Annotated in this window: 14 protein-coding genes and 3 pseudogenes; 10 read left to right on the top strand and 7 right to left on the bottom strand. The window is 70.6% G+C overall.

Features of this window, described 5'->3' with window-relative positions:
* Positions 1-795: 795 nt before the first annotated feature.
* Positions 796-1,626 (bottom strand): TetR/AcrR family transcriptional regulator, encoded by an 831-nt coding sequence (locus C1I97_RS01855; protein ID WP_258382380.1) that lies wholly within the window; start codon positions 1,624-1,626, stop codon positions 796-798.
* Between the two features lie 139 nt (positions 1,627-1,765).
* Between C1I97_RS01855 and C1I97_RS01850 the strand changes: the two genes are divergently transcribed.
* Positions 1,766-2,800 carry a hypothetical protein gene (locus C1I97_RS01850; protein WP_111001452.1) on the top strand — a complete coding sequence of 345 codons (1,035 nt, stop codon included), beginning with the start codon at positions 1,766-1,768 and terminating at the stop codon, positions 2,798-2,800.
* A 149-nt stretch (positions 2,801-2,949) separates the two neighbouring features.
* On the opposite strand, the gene C1I97_RS01845 is transcribed toward C1I97_RS01850, so the two are convergent.
* Complete coding sequence (locus C1I97_RS01845; protein ID WP_111001471.1) at positions 2,950-3,588, bottom strand: TetR family transcriptional regulator; 639 nt, start codon at positions 3,586-3,588, stop codon at positions 2,950-2,952.
* Between C1I97_RS01845 and C1I97_RS01840 the strand changes: the two are divergent.
* Positions 3,566-4,089: pseudogene (locus C1I97_RS01840) on the top strand (acyl-CoA dehydrogenase family protein); the annotation flags it as partial. The gene C1I97_RS01845 and the pseudogene C1I97_RS01840 overlap by 23 nt on opposite strands.
* A 55-nt stretch (positions 4,090-4,144) precedes the next feature.
* On the opposite strand, the gene C1I97_RS39175 reads toward C1I97_RS01840, so the two are convergent.
* From C1I97_RS39175 to C1I97_RS01830, 3 genes and pseudogenes are all read right to left on the bottom strand, one after another.
* A complete protein-coding gene (locus C1I97_RS39175) occupies positions 4,145-4,450 on the bottom strand; it encodes a hypothetical protein (protein WP_146608138.1) in 306 nt (101 codons plus the stop codon).
* A gap of 146 nt (positions 4,451-4,596) precedes the next feature.
* A complete protein-coding gene (locus tag C1I97_RS01835; protein WP_181446521.1) occupies positions 4,597-5,361 on the bottom strand; it encodes a helical backbone metal receptor in 765 nt (254 codons plus the stop codon).
* 379 nt (positions 5,362-5,740) lie between these two features.
* Positions 5,741-6,028 (bottom strand): annotated as a pseudogene (locus tag C1I97_RS01830) (rhomboid family intramembrane serine protease); the annotation flags it as partial.
* 155 nt (positions 6,029-6,183) lie between these two features.
* Between C1I97_RS01830 and C1I97_RS01825 the strand changes: the two are divergent.
* The gene (locus tag C1I97_RS01825) at positions 6,184-6,633 is read left to right on the top strand and encodes an N-terminal phage integrase SAM-like domain-containing protein (protein WP_258382379.1); all 450 of its coding nucleotides are present in this window, start codon (positions 6,184-6,186) and stop codon (positions 6,631-6,633) included.
* Between the two features lie 7 nt (positions 6,634-6,640).
* Here the strand turns inward: C1I97_RS01825 and C1I97_RS01820 are convergent, their stop codons facing one another.
* Positions 6,641-6,865, bottom strand: a complete 225-nt coding sequence (locus C1I97_RS01820) for a tautomerase family protein (RefSeq protein ID WP_111001450.1) — start codon at positions 6,863-6,865, stop codon at positions 6,641-6,643.
* A 21-nt stretch (positions 6,866-6,886) separates the two neighbouring features.
* Positions 6,887-10,789 carry an amino acid adenylation domain-containing protein gene (locus tag C1I97_RS01815; protein ID WP_111001449.1) on the bottom strand — a complete coding sequence of 1,301 codons (3,903 nt, stop codon included), beginning with the start codon at positions 10,787-10,789 and terminating at the stop codon, positions 6,887-6,889.
* Positions 10,790-11,052: 263 nt separating this feature from the next.
* Here C1I97_RS01815 and C1I97_RS01810 point away from each other — a divergent pair, with 263 nt between their 5' ends.
* From C1I97_RS01810 to C1I97_RS01775, 7 genes and pseudogenes are all read left to right on the top strand, one after another.
* A complete protein-coding gene (locus C1I97_RS01810; RefSeq protein ID WP_258382378.1) occupies positions 11,053-11,334 on the top strand; it encodes a chorismate mutase family protein in 282 nt (93 codons plus the stop codon).
* Positions 11,331-13,421 (top strand): aminodeoxychorismate synthase component I, encoded by a 2,091-nt coding sequence (gene pabB / locus C1I97_RS01805; protein ID WP_111001448.1) that lies wholly within the window; start codon positions 11,331-11,333, stop codon positions 13,419-13,421. Before C1I97_RS01810 ends, pabB begins: the two co-directional genes overlap by 4 nt.
* On the top strand, positions 13,418-14,284 hold the full coding sequence (locus tag C1I97_RS01800) for a prephenate dehydrogenase/arogenate dehydrogenase family protein (RefSeq protein ID WP_111001447.1): 867 nt from the start codon (positions 13,418-13,420) through the stop codon (positions 14,282-14,284). The genes pabB and C1I97_RS01800 overlap by 4 nt, the downstream gene beginning before the upstream one ends.
* A gap of 132 nt (positions 14,285-14,416) precedes the next feature.
* Positions 14,417-16,093 (top strand): class I adenylate-forming enzyme family protein, encoded by a 1,677-nt coding sequence (locus tag C1I97_RS01795; protein WP_111001446.1) that lies wholly within the window; start codon positions 14,417-14,419, stop codon positions 16,091-16,093.
* On the top strand, positions 16,090-16,704 hold the full coding sequence (locus C1I97_RS01790) for a mycothiol-dependent nitroreductase Rv2466c family protein (RefSeq protein ID WP_220040771.1): 615 nt from the start codon (positions 16,090-16,092) through the stop codon (positions 16,702-16,704). Before C1I97_RS01795 ends, C1I97_RS01790 begins: the two co-directional genes overlap by 4 nt.
* Positions 16,705-16,809: 105 nt before the next feature.
* Positions 16,810-19,422, top strand: a complete 2,613-nt coding sequence (locus C1I97_RS40930) for an ATP-grasp domain-containing protein (protein WP_258382377.1) — start codon at positions 16,810-16,812, stop codon at positions 19,420-19,422.
* Positions 19,422-19,690: pseudogene (locus C1I97_RS01775) on the top strand (MFS transporter); the annotation flags it as partial. The gene C1I97_RS40930 and the pseudogene C1I97_RS01775, both read left to right, overlap by 1 nt.

Raw genomic sequence — 19,690 nt, 5'->3', positions numbered from 1 at the left:
TCCAGGCCGCTCGCCGAACCCGGCGTACCCGTTACGCCGCAGTCATTCACCACGGCCTCCCGGGCCTGCACATACAAACCTGCCCGGAAGTTCCCCAACTCCCTTGCGGAGTTGGGTGCGCACCGCATCCGGCCCGGATCCGCCAGGTTCGAGCCGGTGACTCATTTCGGGGCGTAAACGCCGGTTCCTCTCGTACACCTCTGCGTCTCGCTCGCCGGACCCGACCCCTCTGGCAGTCCTGGACCGTCCCGGCTTTGTCGCGGCTGCTCCCACCCTCCCCGGCACCTCCCGGATCAGGCTGCCGCCGGCTACGCCCACCCCGCTGCGACGGGGCGCGCGGTGCAGGTCTTCCACCTCCACTCGGTCGAACAGCGCTTTCCACGGCGCACGTGGTTGTCAAGTCAAATGAGGCGTTTTCGTCGCTATGGGCTTTGTGGTTCGGGTTGTGCTCGTTTGGCGGGATCGTTGATCCAGGCATGGCCGGGTGTCTCGGGTGGTTTCGGCCGTCGGGCGAAGCGCTCGGGGTGGCGTCTGCAGGTGTCGGCCAGGGCGGCGGACTGTTGGTCCCGCACTTCGTGGGCGGCGCCGAAGTGGACCGAGGCGGGGGTGTGCAGGCCGATTCCGGAGTGCCGGTACTCGTGGTTGCGGTAGCCGGATGGTCGCGGCCGGCACGACACCGGACTCGCTCACCCGGGTCGAGGCGGCGGCCGACTTCAGGGTGCGGCCGCTTGCGGGAGGCGTCGGCCGGTTCTTTGCCGACCCGGCCGGCCGGTCTCGTCAGGACGCGCGGAGGCGTCAGGTCCGGTCGGCGGGCGGGAGCACGGCGACGGCGCGCAGGAAGGTCTGTGCGAAGACCTCGACGGCCTCCTCGGCCGTGGGCAGGTCCACCCCGGGCACCCGCGAGGCGGCAGGACGCATCAGGAAGTGGGAGAAAACGGGGCCGGCCAGCTGCTGCGTCAGCAGTAGCAGGGGGAGGTCGCGGATGCGGCCGACGGCGATTTCGTCGGTCAGCCACTGCCCGATGCCGCTGAGCATGCGGGGGAAGAACTGCTGGTACACGGATTGGACCATCGGGTCCCCGGGGCGTGAGAGGGCGTCGGCGATCATGGCCGGCAGCACCCGCGGTTCGCGGCTGAGGGAGCCGACCAGCAGGCGGTAGATCTCGCGGACGGTGTCCGCCAGGTCATGGTGCGGGCCTGCGAGGACCGCTTCGACGTCCAGGATCGGGCTGTAGCGCTCATAGACGGCGTGCAGCAGTCCGTCCCGTCCGCCGAACGCCGCGTACAGGCTGTGCACGGAGCACTGGGCACCGGCGGCCACCCGTTCCAGAGTGGCCGAGGCGAGGCCCTGCTCGCTGATGAGTGCGGCGGCGGCCTCCACGGCGCGTTGGCGGACCGGCTTCTGGCCTCCGGGGTCCACCCCGGCCGCGCGTACCGCCTCGTCCAGGGCGCGACGGGTGCCTCCGAGGCGGCGCATCAAGGTGCTGCGTGAGATGCCGGCTTCCTCGGCGACGGCGAGCAGCGGGACATCGGCGACAGGCACGCCCCGGACGCGCGATGCGCGCAGGGCCGCCCGCACCACCTCTTCCGGTACCGCTCCCGCTGAGAGATTGCTGAGCTTTGACACATGGATAAGGTTACCCTGTAATCGAGTCTCACATAAAGGTGTTGCCCAACGCCCCACGCCACACCGCCGATTCACACCATCGCCCTGCCCGGCCCTGTGTCCCACAACGGGTTCGCGGGCCGGAAGGAACCGCATCGCCATGTCCGATCACTCCACTCCCACGCCGGGGCCCGAGGCCTCGCAGCCTGGTGCCGCGCGAAGACTGGCCGCCGTCCTGCTCGGCCTGACCGCCGTGGTCACCCTGATGCTCTGCGCGTTCGCCCTGCCCGGCGTGCACGGCGGTCCGCACCGGGTCCCGATCGGCGTGACCGGACCGCAGACTGCCGCCCAGGCACTCCAGAAGACGCTCGACGGGGACGCCTGGGACGTCACCGTCTACGAAAGCGCCGAGGCTCTCACCTCCGCGATCAAGGACCGGGACATCACCGGGGGCATGGCTCTCGCCTCCGGCGGCGTCGACGTCTACACGGCCACCGCCGGCGCCCCGATGGCCGGCGGCGCGCTGACCGCCCTGGGGAACACCGTCGCCGCCCAGCAGCAGGCGAAGGCCACCGTCCACGATCTCGTGCCCTACCCCGAGGACGACCCCCGCGGAGCCGGTTTCGCCGCCGCCGGACTACCGATGATCTTCGGTGGGATCTTCCCCGCGGTGATCCTCACCCGTCTCTTCCCCGGCCATGCCGGCCTGTGCATACGTCTGGCCGGCGCCGTGTTCTTCTCCCTGTTCGCCGGGGCCGCGGCCACCGCGTTCCTCCAGTACGCAACCGGATCCCTGGCGGGCGACTACTGGCTCACCGCCCTCGGCCTCACCCTGGGCATGGCCGCCCTCTCCATGACCTTCATCGGCCTGGAAGCCCTGATCGGCATGGCGGGCATCGGAATCGGGGCGGTTGTGATGATGCTTCTGGGCAACCCCTTGTCCGGCCTGGGCACCGGCCCGTACTGGCTGCCCTCCGGCTGGGCCGCCATCGGCCGGCTCCTGCCGCCGGGTGCGTCCGGCAGCCTCCTGCGCGCCAATGCCTTCTTCGACGGAACCGGCGCGGCGGGCCCGGCCCTGGTGCTCACCGTCTGGGTCGTGCTCGGCCTGGCCCTGTTCCTCGTCGCCGACCGGCGAGGAGCCAGGGCAACCCGTGCCGGTGGGGCAGCCAAGGCGCCGGAGCCCGCCGGGGTCTGACCCCGTGCCCGCTCGGTGGCAAGTGGCCCCGGGAGCACCGCTGCCGGAGGAAACGCGTGGCGCGCCACCGGCCTGCACCGGGGGAGGACGGAGAAAGAGCGCGAACGAAGTCCCTCTCAAGGGAACTGAATTCCCTCACCTGAGGGGATTCAGTTCCCCATCCCAGGGGTTGCCCGGTGGGAACTGTCCGGTCGGATGCCTTCGAGTCGTTGGACGATCTGCCACAGGGGAGTGCTGCTCCTGGCGACCAGGACAAGGGTTTCTCCGGTGTCGCCCCAGGTGCGACGGACCAGGTCAAGGGCCTGATCGACGCCTGCGGCCACATCGCCGCGGGCCCCGGAGCGCAGCCAGGTGCGCAGTCCGTAGTTGTGCGCGGCGACCACGCTCGCGGCGACTGTGTACGCCCGGGCGTCGCCGTCCGGCAGGGAGGCGAACCGGCGCTTGAGGTAGGCGGCGAGGGCGTGCTCGTATCGCCACACGACAGAGATTTCATGGGCCTTCAGAGCCGCGACCCTGCGGGTGAGCGCATACCGCTTCACCGAGAACTCGGTGTTCTCCGCGTACGTGCGCATCACCAGGCGAGCCGCGCCGCAGGCGCGGCCGACGGGGTCGGGGTCCTGAGCGCCTTCTTCCAGGTACTCGACCATGTCGGCGAGGGCTCTTTCGTGGTCGGGGAAGACGACCTCCTCCTTGGTGGGGAAGTACCTGAAGAAGGAACGGCGGCCTACGCCGGCCCGGCGCACGATGTCGTCGACGGTGGTGTTGTCCGACGCCCTCGCGACGGTCATCGTGATCGAGGAGGTCGCGCGGGTCTGCGCGTCCTCGTCCCTGATCCCCGCGGTGAACAAGCTGGGCTCGCTGCCGGTGCTCCTCTCCGGCTCCGCGGAGTTGAAGAAGAGGTACCCGGCCCCGCTGGCCCGGGGCAAGGCGATGTTCTCGTACTGCCTGTCCGAGCCGGACGCGGGCTCGGACGCGGCCGGCATGAGGACCCGGGCGGTCCGTGACGGCGACGCCTACGTCCTGAACGGCGTCAAGCGTTGGATCACCAACGCCGGCGTCTCGGAGTTCTACACGGGGAAGGGGGCCTGACCTTCCAGGGCGCCGCGGCCAAGTGCTTCGCCTCCGACGTCGCCATGGAGGTCACCACGGACGCCGTCCAGCTCCTCGGCGGCTACGGCTACACCCGTGACTACCCGGTGGAACGCATGATGCGCGACGCCAAGATCACCCAGATCTACGAGGGCACCAACCAGATCCAGCGGATCGTCATGGCCCGCAACCTGCCCTGAGTTCGGGGAAGCGCCCGATGAACTGACGCGCCCTGCGGAGCTCGACGCGTCCACGTCAGCTCCGACGCGAGGGTGTGCACGCCGCGCCTGGTACGCCATCGAACGGTTGATGTGTGCGGATGGCCTGGAAGGCGTCCTTCGCGGACAGCGGCGCCGCACCGGCAGTCGCGATCCAGTGGGCGGCCGCGGTGAGGCCGATATCCGGATCGAGGGTGAGCAGGCTGGTGAAGCGCCGGTCCGAGGGCAGTGATTCGCCGCCACGGGAAGCTGTCGTTCCGGGGACAGGGCCGGCGCCATCATCGGCGATGATCTCCACCAGTCCGGCCGGGTGCGGTGGCGTGGACCGCGCGGCGACGAGCATGGCCGCTGTCGGCCTGAGTCACGACGGGTGCCTGCCGCTCTGCCGACAGCAGCCCGGTAACAGCCGCGGCCACCCGGAGCGCCTCCCGCCGAACCGCGTGCTTGGCCGATCGGACGGCGGTGCTGTGAGCGCTCACGACACAGCGCTCACAACGTCGCCACGAGCTGCCGCAACATGTCGTGTGCCGGGAGGAGGGACGGACCGTACCAGGTGATCAGCCGACCGCTCACCAGCCGGGTCGGCGCGCGGTGGAAGGACTCGGGACCGTCGCTCTCGGAGAACTCGTACGGCTCGTCGGGCAGCAGTACGACATCCACGTCCGTCCGGTCGATCTCTTCCAGCGCCACGTGCGGGTAGCGGTCCGGATGCTCGGCAAACGCGTTGGCGAGACCGGCCCGGCGCAGCAGGTCGCCGGTGAAGGTGGACCTTCCGACTGCCATCCAGGGATCCCGCCAGATCGGGACCGCCACGGTGGCGGTGACGTCGGGAAGCGGGCCCGACCAGAAAGCTCGTGCCGCGTCGAGCCAGTCGGGGATCGGGGCTTGCAGAGCCTCGACGAGCATCCGCTCGAGTGAGTCCAGGGCGTGCGGGACGGTCTCGATGACGGTCACCCACACCGGCACCCCCGCAGCCCGCAACCGGGTGACATCCAGCTCGCGGTTCTCCTCCTTGTTCGCGATCACGAGGTCCGGCCGCAGTGCCACGATCGCCTCACGGTCCGGGTTCTTGGTGCCTCGTACCCGTACCACGTCGAGGTCGCCGGGGTGGGTGCACCAGTGGGTCGCCCCGACGAGGACGTCCGGCCGGGCGGCAGCGATCGCCTCCGTGAGCGACGGCACCAGGGACACCACCCGACGTGGCGGACGAACGAGGTTCAGGGCGGTGCCCATGTCGTCGTGCAGCAGAGGCATTTCGGCTTCCCTCGGTGTGACGGATCCCTCGTGGCGGCACGATAGTAGGGCGCCCTGCTCTTTCGTGTGACCGCGGGGCGCCGTCAACTCCCGTCGCTGGAGGTTCTCGCTGGGCGGCGTGTGAGAGGGGACGCGGGCATGGCCGGTGCCGAGGAAATCGTCATCCTCGACGGGGCCCGGACTCCGATCGGAATTTCGGCGTGCTGTTCAAGGACGTGCCTGAGCTTCCCCCGCTGTGCGGGAGGTGCTGGAAGCTCAAAGGCCTGGTAAACATGCAGGTGGTCGACTCAATGATCGACGGCTGACTCGGTAGGGCAAATGTTGCTGGTGCAGGCTTGTTCAGGTTTCCTCGCGCTGCCCGGCCTCTGGCGTGTGTTCCTTACCAGGCCCGTCGCGTCTGGCGTCCGAAGAGGATGCCGCCCGGTTCGGGTGGTGGGGGAGTGCCGGGCTTGAGGGGCCAGGCGAGCAGCATGCCCGCGACGAAACCGGCGACGTGGGCCAGGTATGCCACGGTGCCCGCCTCGGCGATGGCCTCGCCGGTGGAGTAGAACGCCTGCAGCACGAACCAGAAGCCCAGCACCAGCCAGGCCGGCAGCCGCAGCGGCAGGAAGAGGAGGAAGGGGACGAGGATCCAGACCCGTGCCCTCGGGTAGAGCACCAGGTAGGCGCTGTTCCAAGCCCAACTGTTGCCCGCACGCCTGCACCATCCGGTTCCGCGACGCTCGGGGGAGACAGCGAGAGGAAACCGGGTACCGGACCCAGGACGCGGCGGTCGAAGGGCTGACGGAGCTGTACGCCGACCGGGAGAAGACGGCTCCCCCGGTGGCCGAGGCACGCCGCGAACTGGGCCGGCAGACGATGGAGGAGTACGCCCGGACGTGGTTGCCCCGGCAGCGCAAGACAACCGAGTACTCGACCGCGAAAACCCTGGCGAGCCGCTTCAGGGCACAGATCAACCCGGTGATCGGATCGCGGAAGCTGAATGCGGTGACACCGACCGTGGTGGAGGACTTCCTCGATCACTTGGAGGCGGAGGGGGTGGGCCGTGGGCACCAGTTGAACGTCTGCCGGGCCCTGTCGGCTCTCCTCCGCGATGCGTTCGAGAAGGGGCCATTGCTCAGCGATTCGCACGCGTACCCCATCGCAGAAGGGGGCCCTTGGGCAAAGGCCCCCTTCCAGGCAATGCCGCGGGATGCGGCCGGGACATGCCCATCCGTTCATTTCAACGGAACGGGTGGCGGGCCGAACGCGGAAGTGAACGACCGACGGTGACCGCGGCTCAGTACGAGGGCACCTTCAGCAGCTGGTCGCGGCGGTCCGCGATCTCCGGCTGGTAGACCTCGGTGTCCCACACTTCGGGCTCGACGGGCTGCAGCACGATCGACACGGCGCCGTCGTCGACGCCGAAGGCCTCCTGGAGGGCCTCGCTGATGCGGGCGGCGAGGCGGGCGCGGCGCTCGTCGTCGAGCGGGGCGGGGAAGTGCTTGACGATCACGTGGGGCATGGTCCTGCTCCTTCTCGGGCGTCAGATGATCGAATGGCGGATGACATGGGCGAGTTCGTCCACACCCGGGTTCCGCAGGAGCCCGTAGTGGTTCGTGTCCAGGCGGACGACGGTGGACGCGCCGGCCGCGAAGGCCGGGTCGCGTTCGATGAAGGACTCCTCGTCGCCGCGGGCCACGAGGACGGTGACCGGGGCCGTGACGGGGCCGGGTGCCGGTTCCCAGCCGTACGTACGGCAGGCGACGCGGATGACCCGGCGGACCGTGGCGGGGCCGAGGTCGGGGAAGTGGCGCAGCACGAACCGCGCGAAGCTCTCCTCGTCGGTGCCCTCGCGCAGACAGGTGTCGAGCAGGGGGCCGTCGGTGCGGCCGGCGAAGACGGAGTACAGGATCGTACGGAACGTCCGGTCGCCGAAGTCGGCTCCTGCCGCCGTCCAGGACGGTGGGCCCGGCAGCCGCGGTGAACCGGGCGCGAGGAGGACCAGGCGGTCGACCTTCTCGCCCGAGTGCTCCAGCCGGCGCGCGGCGGCGAAGGCGACCCGCGCGCCGAAGGAGTAGCCCCACAGCGTGTACGGGCCCTCGGACTGCACCCGCCGCAGGGCGCGTACGTCGGCCGCGGCCATCTCCTCCAGGCTGTCATGGGGGATTTCGCCCTCGTTGAGGCCGTACGCCTGGATCCCGTACAGGGGGCGGGAGTCCGGGCCCTCGGCCAAGCGGGAGGCGAGCAGCCGCAGGTTCATGGCGTAGCCGCCGAGGCCCGGCCAGCACAGAACGGGCCGGTCGCCGGTGCCGTCCGGCCGCGGGTGTGCCGCACGGTGGCCCCGGGACAGTGGTACCAGCCGGGGCGGCGGGGTCGTGTCGGCGGCGATGCGTTCGGCGAGCTGCTCCACCGTGGGTGCGGTGAACAGCACCTGCAGGGGCAGGGAACAGCCGAACTCGCGGTTGATCCGGTGCACCAGGGACACCGCGATCAGAGAGTTGCCGCCGCAGGCGAAGAAGTCGTCCCTGACGGAGACCACGTCGCGGTGCATGGCCGCCTTCCACAGCTCGCACAGGCGCGCCTCGGTGCGGTTGCGGGGCGGTACGACGGGCCGGATGCCGCGGGCCACCGCGGTGTCCGCGAGCTCGGTGAGGTCCTGGACGTCCAGCTTGCCGTTGGCGGTGTGCGGCAGCCGTTCCAGGATCAGGATCTGGTTCGGGACCATGAACTCGGGCAGCCGGGCGGCCAGGTCGTCCTTGACCAGCTCGGCCGGGCCCTTCATGTGGACGGTGTCCTCGTACATGCCCTCGTGCGCGATCTGGTCGTCGCTTATCCGGCCGCCGACGCAGAAGTACAGGGGCCCGGTGGGCAGGCCGAGACCTTCGAGCAGCGTGGTCATGCGGCGGGCGGCGGGCAGGTCGCGGCCCGAGCGCGAGCTGTAGCCGGCCGGCATGAAGCCGAGGCCGGCCGTGTTGTGCTGGAGGTACTGCAGGGCCCGGCCGAGGTTCACGTACTCCGGTTCGTCCCCGGGGGTGTGGACGGTGAGGGTGATGCCGAGGGACGCCCGTTGGTAGACCTGCTGGTTGATGGCGATGACGTGCCGCCTGAGCACCAGCTCGTCCGCGATCCGCTCCAGGCGGCCGGCGCGGTGGCGGTACTGGCCGGGGCGCAGGCCCGTACCGCTGCCGGGGTGGATCTGGACGTGGACGTCCACGCGGTCGCGCCACTCGGGGCGGGTGCCGGGGTCCGCCGGGACCAGGGCGTACGAGCCGAGGCAGGGGTCGTCGTCGGCGCAGCCGCACCGGTCGCGGGCCCGCGGGTCGTGGGGCAGCGTCCGCAGACCGAGGCCGTACGCGGGCAGGATCTCGTCGAACAGGCCGAGCATGTGACCGGTCTCGATCTCCAGGACTTCCTGGATGTTGGTCTTGTAGACCGGTTCGATGGCGGATCTGCGGCCCACGAAGTGGAAGGTGATGCCGAACGCCGCGTCGGTGGCGTGGGCCGGGCGGACGAGCACCAGCTGGTGGCGCAGCGGGTGGTAGTAGTACAGGCCGGGGGCGAGGCCGGGCAGGCAGCCCGTGATCTCGGCGTAGAGCTGGGTGGCGTACAGCGACCCCGGAGACGCGTAGGCGTACTTGGGCAGCAGGCGTTCGGCGCTGGTGTGCGGGCCGAAATCCCTTAGGATGACGCCGAGTTCGGTGAGCGTGAGCTGCTCGGGGCGGCGCGGCGGAGCCGAGGGCACCACGCGGGAGAGCGCGGCGAGGATGTCCTGCTCGGTGGGTGCTCCCCCCTCGTAGAAGCGGTAGGTCTTGCGGGCGAAGGCGCGACGGCGCTGTTCGGACGTGGCCTCGGCGCCGGGCAGGTCCACGGCCCGCGCCTCCGCGAGGTCGTCGCGGACGCCTGCCGTCGACAGCTGTGCCCGGACCTGGAGCCTGGAGTCCTTCGAGATGTGATGGTCGCCGAACGTGCCCTGGTCCATGAGCACGGCCTCGCGTGGGCTGAGTTCGAGGCAGGCGACAAGGTTCTGGAATCCGGTGCGCGGGTCGTCGCGGACCAGGACGGCTGCGTTCTTGACCCAGTCGTGCGCCTCGATCGCCAGGCGTATCTCGTCCAGCTCGATGCGGTGGCCGCGCAGCTTGACCTGGTTGTCGGCGCGGCCCGTGAACTGCACGGTGCCGTCGGCGTTCCAGTGGGCCAGGTCGCCCGTGCGGTAGAGCCGGTCGTGTGGCGCGGGGTGCGGCGACGGGACGAAGCGCTCCGCGGTCAGGTCAGGGCGGTGCAGATAGCCGCGGGCCAACTGCACTCCACTGATGTGCAGTTCACCGGTCTCGCCGGGGCCGGCCGGGCGGCCCCGGTCGTCCAGGACGTGGTAGCGCAGGCCCGGTACGGGGCGGCCGATGGGCACCGACCGCGGACCGTCCTCCGGGGCGAGGGCCGCGGGATCGACGGTGTGCGCGGAGGTGTTGATGGTGCACTCGGTGGGGCCGTAGAGGTTCACCAAGGTGCAGTGCGGCAGGATCCGGGTGCAGTGCAGTGCGAGTTTCCGGGACAGGCTCTCACCGCCGCTGAATATCTGTTGCAGAGAAGTGCAGCGGCTCATTCCCTGGTGATCGAGGAGCGCGGCGAGAAGAGTCGGAACGCATTGCAGCGTGGTCACCGAGTGCACCACGATTTCGTCGATGATACGGTCCGGGTCGCGATGGGAGCCGGCCGGTGCCATCACTGTTCTGGCGCCGCATGCGGGGGCCAGGATCTCCCATTGAGCGGCGTCGAAACTGAGGGGTGTCTTCTGCAGGACTACTTTATCGGGACCGAGCCCGTACGCGCTCTTCAGCCAGGTCATCTGATGGGCGATGGCGCGGTGCTCGATCATCACGCCCTTGGGGCGTCCGGTGCTTCCCGAGGTGTAGATGACATAGGCCAGGTCTTCCGGATCCGGTTGTGGAATTGGAACGCTCTTAGCGTTTTCTTCGAGACTCTTCCTGAACTCCTCCACGTTTCTTTCTGTGACGATGCGAACCCCGGCTCCCGCGAGTTCTCGGACCTGGTCGAGTAGTTTCTCCTCGGTGTGCACGACCGTGATTCCGGAGTCCTCGATCATGGTGCTAATGCGTTCGTCCGGATATTCCGGCGACAGCGGCAGATAGGCGCCGCCCGAGCGCAGGATGCCCCAGACCCCGATCGCCTGCTGCAGCCCCAGGCTGGTGAACAGACCGACGCAGGTGTCCTTGCCGACGCCGAGAGTGCGCAGGTGGAGTGCCAGGTAGCGAGCGGACTCGGCCAGTTCCCGGAACGTCAGGGTGTCGTTGCCGTGACCGACCGCGACGGCGTCGGGCCGGGTCCGCACCTGCGCGTCGAGCAGTCCGATCAGGTCGCCGACGCCGGCGGATTCCTCGATTCCGGCCGATTCGATTCCGGTTTTCCCGGTGTGGTTCACCGTACTCATTTCTCCCCCATCTCCGTCCTGTCCTCCCCCTCGGACGGAAGAAACTATGGGTTCGGAGCGCCGATCTTGGCAAGGGTCGGCTCTCGGCACGACAGGATGCTACAGCTTGGGGCCTATGTTCCGATTTGGGTGTTATGTATCCCCGTACTGTGTGCAGTGCGGTGACCCGAGCTATCGACCGGGTGGCCACCGCGGCCCGCGGACCTGCAGAGTTCCCTGTGCCAATGGGGGGCAGACTCATGCAAAAGAATTCACGTTCCGAAGTGACCATCGAAGATCTGCGTGCGGAACTCGACGCGATCGACAGGCAATTCCTTGAGGTCCTGCGTGTCCGCATCGAGAAGTGCGTCGAGATCGGGCACTTCAAACGCGAGCACGGCGTTCCGATGATGCAGCCGCAACGCATCGGTGTCGTACAGGAGAGGGCCGCGCGGTACGGCGCGGAACACGGCATCAGCCAGGAATTCCTGCGTGATCTCTATGACTTGATCATCGATGAGACATGCCGCGTCGAGGACGTGGTGATCGCGGGGCGCTCATCATGAGAACACTGCTGATAGACAACTACGACTCGTTCACGTACAACCTTCACCAGCTTCTCGGCGAGGTGAACGGTCTGCCGCCGGTCGTCGTCAGGAACGACACCGACTGGGACACGCTGGACCTCACCGCGTACGACGCGATCGTCGTCTCGCCGGGCCCCGGACGCCCCGACCATGAGCGGGACTTCGGCATCAGCGCCCGCGCCATCCTGGAGAGCGGTCTGCCGGTGCTCGGCGTGTGCCTCGGCCACCAGGGCATCACGCATCTGTTCGGCGGCGAGGTCGGCCTCGCGCCGCAGCCCATGCACGGCCGTGTCTCCGCGGTACGCCACACCGGCGTCGACATCTTCAGGGACCTGCCGAGCCCCTACGACGTCGTGCGTTACCACTCCCTGGCCGCGACCCGGCTCCCCGACGGCCTGGAGGCCATCGCCTGGACCGAGGACGGCGTGGTGATGGGCGTGCGGCACACCTCGCTGCCGGTGTGGGGCGTCCAGTTCCACCCCGAGTCCATCAGCAGTGAGTACGGTCGCGAACTCCTCGCCAACTTCCGTGACCTGGCGCTGTCCCACGCAGGGAAGAAGGACGGCCGCCGTCCGCGCACCTACACCGTGCACGTGCGCACCGTGGCGACGGAGCCCGACACCGAGGCCGCCTACCGGGAGCTGTTCGCCGCCGGGGAGTACGGGTTCTGGCTGGACAGCGGTGCCGTCATCGACGGCCTGTCCCGCTTCTCCTTCCTGGGCAACGGCAGCGGCCCGCTCGCCGAGTACGTCAGTTACCGGGTCTCCGACGGCTTCGTCACCGTGCGCTCCGGCGGCACGGAGGAGATCGTCGAGCAGAGCTTCTTCGACTACCTCGACAAGCAGCTCAGGCTGCGCCGGGTGCCCGCCCCGCAGGACCTGCCGTTCGAGTTCAACCTCGGATACGTCGGCTATCTCGGCTACGAACTGAAGGCCGAGGCCGGCGCGCAGGCCGTACACAAGGCCGAGACCCCCGACGCCGGCCTGCTCTTCGCGGACCGGATGCTCGCCGTCGACCACGCCGAGGGCGTCAGCCGTCTGCTCGCGCTGTCCGCCGACGGCGACGCCGCGGAGGCCGAGCGCTGGCTCGACGAGACGGAGCGGCGCCTGCGCGGGCTGCCCACGGCGAAGGGCGCGAAGGAGGGGCAGGACGCGCCGGTCGCGCTGTGCGACGGCATGACCGCGCCCGAGGCCGTGCCCGTCACGCACCCGCGGCACGACGAGGAGGCCTACCTCGCGCGGATCGCCGAGAGCCTGGAGGAGATCCGGCAGGGCGAGACGTACGAGGTGTGCCTGACCAACACGGTCACGATGGACGTGTCGATCGACCCGCTGACCACGTACGCCGAACTGCGCAGGATCAGCCCCGTCCCGTACGGTGCGCTGCTCGATTACCCCGGTGTCGCGGTGCTCAGCGCCTCGCCCGAGCGGTTCCTGACCATCGGCACCGACCGGGTCGCCGAGTCCAAGCCGATCAAGGGCACCCGGCCGCGCGGCGTCACTCCCGAGGAGGACGAGGCGCTGCGGCTGGACCTGCTCGGCCGGGAGAAGGACCGCGCCGAGAACCTGATGATCGTGGACCTGATCCGCAATGACCTCAACGTGGTGTCCGAGGTCGGATCGGTGCACGTGCCGCGCCTGTTCGACGTGGAGACGTACGCGCCCGTGCACCAGTTGGTGTCCACCATCCGCGGCACCCTGCGCGGCGGCGAGTCGGCGGTCTCCTGTGTCCGCGCCGCTTTCCCCGGCGGATCGATGACCGGGGCGCCCAAGCTGCGCACGATGGAGATCATCGACCGGCTCGAAGAAGGCCCGCGGGGGGTTTACTCGGGGGCGCTCGGCTGGTTCGCCCTCAGCGGCGCCGCCGACCTGAGCATCGTGATCCGCACGCTCGTCGCCACCGACGACCGGGTCGACTTCGGCGTCGGTGGCGCGATCGTCACCCTGTCCGACCCCGCCGAGGAGTTCGAGGAGACGGTCGTCAAGTCGCGGGCCATGGTGACGGCCGTGCTGCGTACGGCCGTCGACCGGGACGGGGCGCAGGAGCTCGCGCGGAGCACGTCATGATCAAGCGGGCCGTGGTCGTCGGCGGGGCCGGCGCGGTCGGACGCCTCTTCGCCGGGCGGCTGCTCGCCTCGAGCGCCGAGGTGACCGTGATCGACACCGCCGCCTCCTGCGACGTCCCCGGCGCGCGGTACGTACGCGGCGACATCACAGCGCCCGGGTTCCGCGTCGGCGCCGAGGTGGGTCACGCCGACCTCGTCGTCCTCGCCCTGCCGGAGACGGCGGCCCTGTCCGCCGTGCCGGAGGTGGCGAGGGAGCTGCGCCCCGACGCCGTGCTCGTGGACACCCTGTCCGTCAAGCAGCCGATCACGCGGGCCGTCCGGGACGCGGCGCCCGGCGTCCAGGCCGTCGGCCTCAACCCGATGTTCGCGCCCTCGCTCGGCTTCGAGAACCGTCCGGTCGCGGCCGTCGTGGTCCACGAGGGGCCGCGCACCGGAGAGGTGCTGCGGCTCGTCGAGGAGTGGGGCGCGCGGGTCGTGCGCGTCGGCGCGCAGGAGCACGACAGGATCGCCGCGGCCGTGCAGGCGCTGCCCCACGCCGCAGTCCTCGGCTTCGGGCTCGCCCTGCGCGCCCTCGACGTGTCCGCCGCGGACGTGGCGGCCGTCGCACCGCCGCCCGCGAACACGCTGCTCGCCCTGCTCGCCCGGATCACCTCCGGCACTCCGGAGGTGTACTGGGACGTGCAGGCCGCCAACCCAGGGGCGGAAGCAGCCCGTTCGGCACTGGACGAGGGGCTGCGCAGGCTCGCGGAAGCCACGGGCGGCAGCGCGGACTTCGCCGCGCTCCTGGCCGATGCGCGCGCCGCGCTCGGACCCGGCCTCGACCACTACCGGGACACCTGTGCACGGCTCTTCCACCACGTCTGAGGCGTCCGCGCGTTTTCCGCGCCCCAGAGTCCGCACGGCACTTCAGCGCGCCCAGGACAGACCCGGTCAAGCCCGACCAGGCCTGCCCGCATTCGCACCGATGTCCGACCCAGAATACCGAAAAGGTGCCTCATGACCACATTCGCCCCGACCGTCCTCACGCCGGAGCAGCGCGCGGCCGTGGCCGCCGACAGCTCGATCGGCGGCGGCAACCTGCTGCGCAAGGCCCTCGCCGTGAACCCGCACCCAAACGTGCCGTTCATCTACGCCGCGCGCCCCATCGCCACCCCGGACGGCGGGTCCAAGCAGGACTTCAGCCTTGCCGAGTTCGACGTACTCGCCCAGAGCTGGTCGACCTGGTACCGGGAGCAGGGCGTGCAGCCCCGTGACCGCGTCGCCGTCTGGTTCGAGGACTCCATCGCGTACTCCCTGCACTTCTACGCCCTCGCCCAGATCGGCGCGGTCGCCCTGCTCATCAACTCCAATGCGTCGCAGGCCATCGCGGTCTCCCTGATCGAGCAGACGACGCCGGTCGGCCTCTACGCCGACCAGGCCCGCATCGACCTGCTCGGCTCCGCCGCACAGGACCTGACGAGCCTGCGGTGGATCCAGTCCGCCGCCGAGCTGCCGGCGCCGCCCGCGGCGAGCCTGCCCGAGGACGCGTACTGGAACCACCACGACGAGGACCCGGTCGCGCTCCTGCACTCCTCCGGGACCACGGGCCGGCCGAAGCCCACCATCCACACCCACAAGTCGATCGTCTCGGGCCCGAAGTTCCGCCTGGTCGACCACGAGGAGCAGCCGGGCGCCCTGATGATGACCGCGCTGCCCCAGTCGCACCTCGGCTGCGTCGCGTACACCGTGTACGCGGTCCTCGGCGGCACCCCCATCGTCGCGCTCAGCGACCGCAGCGGCACCGAACTCGCCGCCGCCGTCAAGCGGTACCAGCCGACCTCCGTGATGTCGTTCGCGCACGGCTACGCCGAGCTGGCCGCCATCGACCCGGAGCCGGGCTCGGTCGACTCCGTCAACGCGTGGGTGTCCATCGGCGACGCCGTGCACCAGGCGCACATCACCAAGGTCCTGTCGATGCGCAGCCAGGGCCTCGCGCCCGCCGCGTTCTTCGACCGGCTCGGCACCACCGAACTCGGCTGGGGCGTCCTGCTGAAGATCCGCACCCTGGACACCGAGCGCAACGACCGCTGCGTCGGCAAGCCGGTCGGCGTCGCCGAGGTCACCATCCTGCGCACGGACGGCAGCAAGGCCGACGACAACGAGGTCGGCTACCTCGCCGCCAGGGGACCCGCCATCACCCCCGGCTACTGGGCCGACTCCGACACCACCTACCGCTTCAAGCTGGCCGGTTACTGGCTGCCCGGCGACATGGCCTACCGTGACGAGCATGGTGACTTCTTCCTGGTCGACCGCGCCGCCGACGCCATCGAGACCGAGAACGGCACCGGCTATTCGGTGTTCATGGAGGAGGTCGTCCTCAACGACGTGCCCGACACCGGCGACGTCACCGTGATCGCGGGCCGCAAGGACGACAGGGTCGTCCCGGTCGCCGTGGTCACCGCCGCCGGCACCGACCCGGAGAAGCTGCTCGTCCAGGCCAACGAGGCGCTGCAGGCCGCGGGCCACCCGCTGCTCGGCCTGCTGGAGATCGCGCAGAGCGAGGCCGACTTCCCGGTCGGCGTCACCGGCAAGGTCCTCAAGCGGCAGCTGCGCGAGAAGTACGCGGACCTGACCGCCTACCTCGCCGCCGCCGACGGCAAGACGCTCGCCGCCACCGCCGAGGTGTCCGCGTGACCGAGACCCGTATCCCGAAGGTCGACTTCTATTTCGACCCGGCCTGCCCCTTCGCCTGGATCACCTCCCGTTGGATCATGGAGGTCGCCCAGCTGCGCGAACTCGACCTGCGGTTCCGGCTGATGAGTCTGTACGTGCTCAACGAGGGCCGCGAGCTACCGGACTGGTACCGCACGCTCGTCGACAACTCCCTCGCGCTGAACCGGATCTGCACGGCGGCCGCTCAGGAGCTCGGCGAGGAGGTCCTGGCCGACCTCTACACCGAGCTCGGCACCCGCATCCACAACGGCGGCAACAAGGACTACCGGGCCGTCGCCGCCGAGGCCGTCGCCGCGCTCGGGCTGCCGGAGTCGCTGCTCGACGCCGCGGACAGTGACGCGTACGACGAGCATCTGCGCAAGAGCCACCACGAGGGGATGGACCCGGTCGGCGAGGACGTGGGCACGCCCACGATCCACATCGACGGGGTGGCCTTCTTCGGCCCCGTTCTGAACTCGATCCCCCGTGGTGAGGAGGCGGCGAGACTCTTCGACGCGGCGCGGACGCTGGCGGGTCACCCCGACTTCTTCGAGCTGAAAAGGACGCGTACGGGGTCGCTCCGCTTCGACTGAGGTCCGGCCGAGGCCGGCCCTCGGACCGCGGGGTGGGGTGTGCGGCGGCGCACCCCCACCCCACCCCTCACGACCACACCGGCACCAGTATCGACAGAGGAAGCCGTGACCATCAACGAGTCGAATCCCCAGACCGTGTGCCCGGACGCCTTCGTCCTCACCGGATCCTTCCTGGTCGTGTGCCGTGCGCCCCTGTACCTGGAGGAGCTGGCCCGGCGCGGGCTGAAGATCCTGCTCGTCACGCCGTCCGCGTGGCGGGACGAGGCCCTGGCCGCGTCCGAGGACCCGGCCCACCCGGCGGCTCTCATCGACGAGTTCGCGTTCGTCGACGGCGACGTCGCCCGCGACAACTCGTACCTGCCGGGTGTGATCACCGCGGCGCGGCGCTGGCGGGAGGCCTACCGCATCGTCGGCGCGTACGCCGTCGGCGAGACCCAGGTGGAACCGACCGGATTGCTCGCCGACGCCCTCGGCGTCCCCACACCGGGGCTGCGCGCCACCCGGGCCTGCCGCAGCAAGTACCTGCAGCGCTGGTACCTGCCCGAGTTCAGCCCCGTGTCCCTGACCGTGCCGCCGGAGGAGCGGGCCGGGCTCGATGCGGCCGCGGTGCCGTATCCGGCCGTCGTCAAGCCCGCGAGCCGGCACTCCAGTTCAGGTGTCGAGACCGTGGCGGACGCCGGTGCGCTGCGGGTACTGCTCGACACCTACCCGGAGCACGAGACCGTGCTCGTCGAGGAGAAGATCGCCGGACAGGAGTACTCGGTGGAGTCCCTGGTGCAGAACGGGCACGTCCTGTTCGCCTCCGCGACCCGCAAGGACACCACCGACTCCCACGCCCATACGTTCGTCGAGCTGTCCCACACCGTGCCCAGCGACCGACTCGACCACGACGCGGTGCTGCTCGACGCCAACGCGCGGATGCTCGCCGCGCTCGGCTTCCAGGACGGCATGGCGCACGCCGAGTGGCGAGTCGACGTCGCGGGGCGTCCGTACCTGATGGAGGTCGCGGCCCGTACGCCGGGCGACGGGCTGTGCGTGCTGTACGAACTGGCCACCGGCGCCCCGCTGGAGCCTGAGATCGTCCGCATCGCCCTCGGCGAGCCCGCCTCCTACCCGGCGCCGGCCCGGGTGGCCCGCCAGGTCTACCTGGAGCACACGCCCGGCGTGCTGCGCGACGTCACCGTGGACGGCTTCGACACCGAGCCCGTCTGGGTCGGCGACGGCGGCCTGTGGCCCCGTATCGCGCCCGGCGCCGCCGGTGACGCGCCCGCCCTGCGCGCCGTCCTTGTGCACAAGGACCGTGGTGCCCGCCTGACCGAGCTGCGCAACTCCGAGGACCGCGCCGTGTCCTTCTTCATCGACGCCCCGACCATCGCCGAGCTCGACGCCCTGGAGGAGCGGGTGCGGGCCGCGATCACCCTGGACGTTGAATCCGAGGTGCCGCGGAGCGTCACGCACGTCCTCGTCGGTTACAGCCCGGTCATGCTCGCCAAGCTGGACGCCCAGCTGCCCGCCGGGTCGGTTCTCGTCCTGGAGGAGCCCGCCGTCATCGCGGCACGCGGCCTTGCGGGCCTGCCGGAGCGGCACCCGTCCGTGGCCGCGCTGCGGCCCGCGCCGACCCAGGACGAGGCGCACCCCGAGCGGATCGCGGGCGCCGTGCCGCGCCCGGAGCGAGTGCGCGCGGTCGTCCCGGTCGTCGAGTACGCGGTCGTGACGGCGGCCGCGCTCGCCGAGGCCTGGGGTCTGCCCGGTGCGGGCCTCGGTGCCGCCCGGATCCTGCGCGACAAGGGTCGGCTGCGTGCCGCGCTCGACGGGTCCGGGGTCGCGCAGCCCGCGTGGGCGGTGGTCGACACCGCCGCCGACGTGGCCGCGTTCCGGGAGGCGCAGGGCGGCGAGGCAGTGCTCAAGCCCGCCAACCGCCAGGCCAGCCTGGGCGTCCAACTGCTCGGCCCGGCCGACGACGTGGCCGCCGCCTGGCGCCACACCACCGCCGCCGACGAGCCCACGCTGCGTGCCGCCTACCCGGACACCGCCCGCTTCCTGGCCGAACAGCGCCTGCGGGGACCGGAGTTCAGCGTCGAAGCCCTCGTCCACGACGGCGGACTCGGCTTCGTCAACGTCACCGCCAAGCAGATCCAGGACTCGCGACACCCGGTCGAGACCGGCCACACCGTGCCCGCCGCCCTGCCCGCGGCCACGGCCGGCGCGCTGCGCGACGGCCTGGCACGGGTCGTGAAGACCGTGGGCTTCCGCACCGGCGTCCTGCACTCCGAGTGGATCCTCGCCGACGACGGACAGCCGTACCTGGTCGAGTGCGCGGGCCGGCTGCCCGGCGGCGCCATCACCGTCCTGATCGACCTCACCCACGACACCGACATCCTGGCCGACCTGCTGAAGGTCCTCGAGGACCGCGGCCCGGTCGACCCGCTGCCCGTCCGGCGCGGCGCGGCCGTGCGCTTCCTGACCGCGCCGCCCGGGCGCGTCGACGAGATCGGCGGCGTCGAAGGGGCGCGGGCCACCGAGGGCGTGCACGAGGTGCACCTGGCCGTAGAACCGGGCGCCACCCTCCGCTCGGTCACCAGCTCCTGGGAGCGCGCCGGGTTCGTCATCGCGACCGGGCGGGACGGAGCCGAGGCCGCGCGCCGCGCGGAGCAGGCACTGGCCCTGGTCACGGTGCGCACGACGGATTCGGGCGCGCGCGCGGAAGGGGAGCGCTGATGCGGCTTCCGACCTGGCGCGACTACGTCCCGGCCACCTCCGGAGGCCGCACCTTCGCGGTCATCTCACTCGTCAACGCGATCGGCACGGGCCTGTACCTGGCCGCGTCCGCGGTGTTCTTCGTGCGGGCCGTGGGCCTCACGGCCGGGGAGGTCGGTACCGGCCTCGCCATCTCGGGCGTGGCGGGGTTCCTGACCACGGTGCCGATCGGCGCGGCCGGCGACCGCTTCGGTGCCCGGCGTACGCTCATCGCGCTGCAGGTGTGGCG

Source organism: Streptomyces sp. NTH33 (genome assembly GCF_003236365.1).
GTDB lineage: Bacteria > Actinomycetota > Actinomycetes > Streptomycetales > Streptomycetaceae > Streptomyces.
The sequence above is the reverse complement of the archived record's forward strand: the minus strand, read 5'-3'. Positions and strand labels throughout refer to the sequence as shown.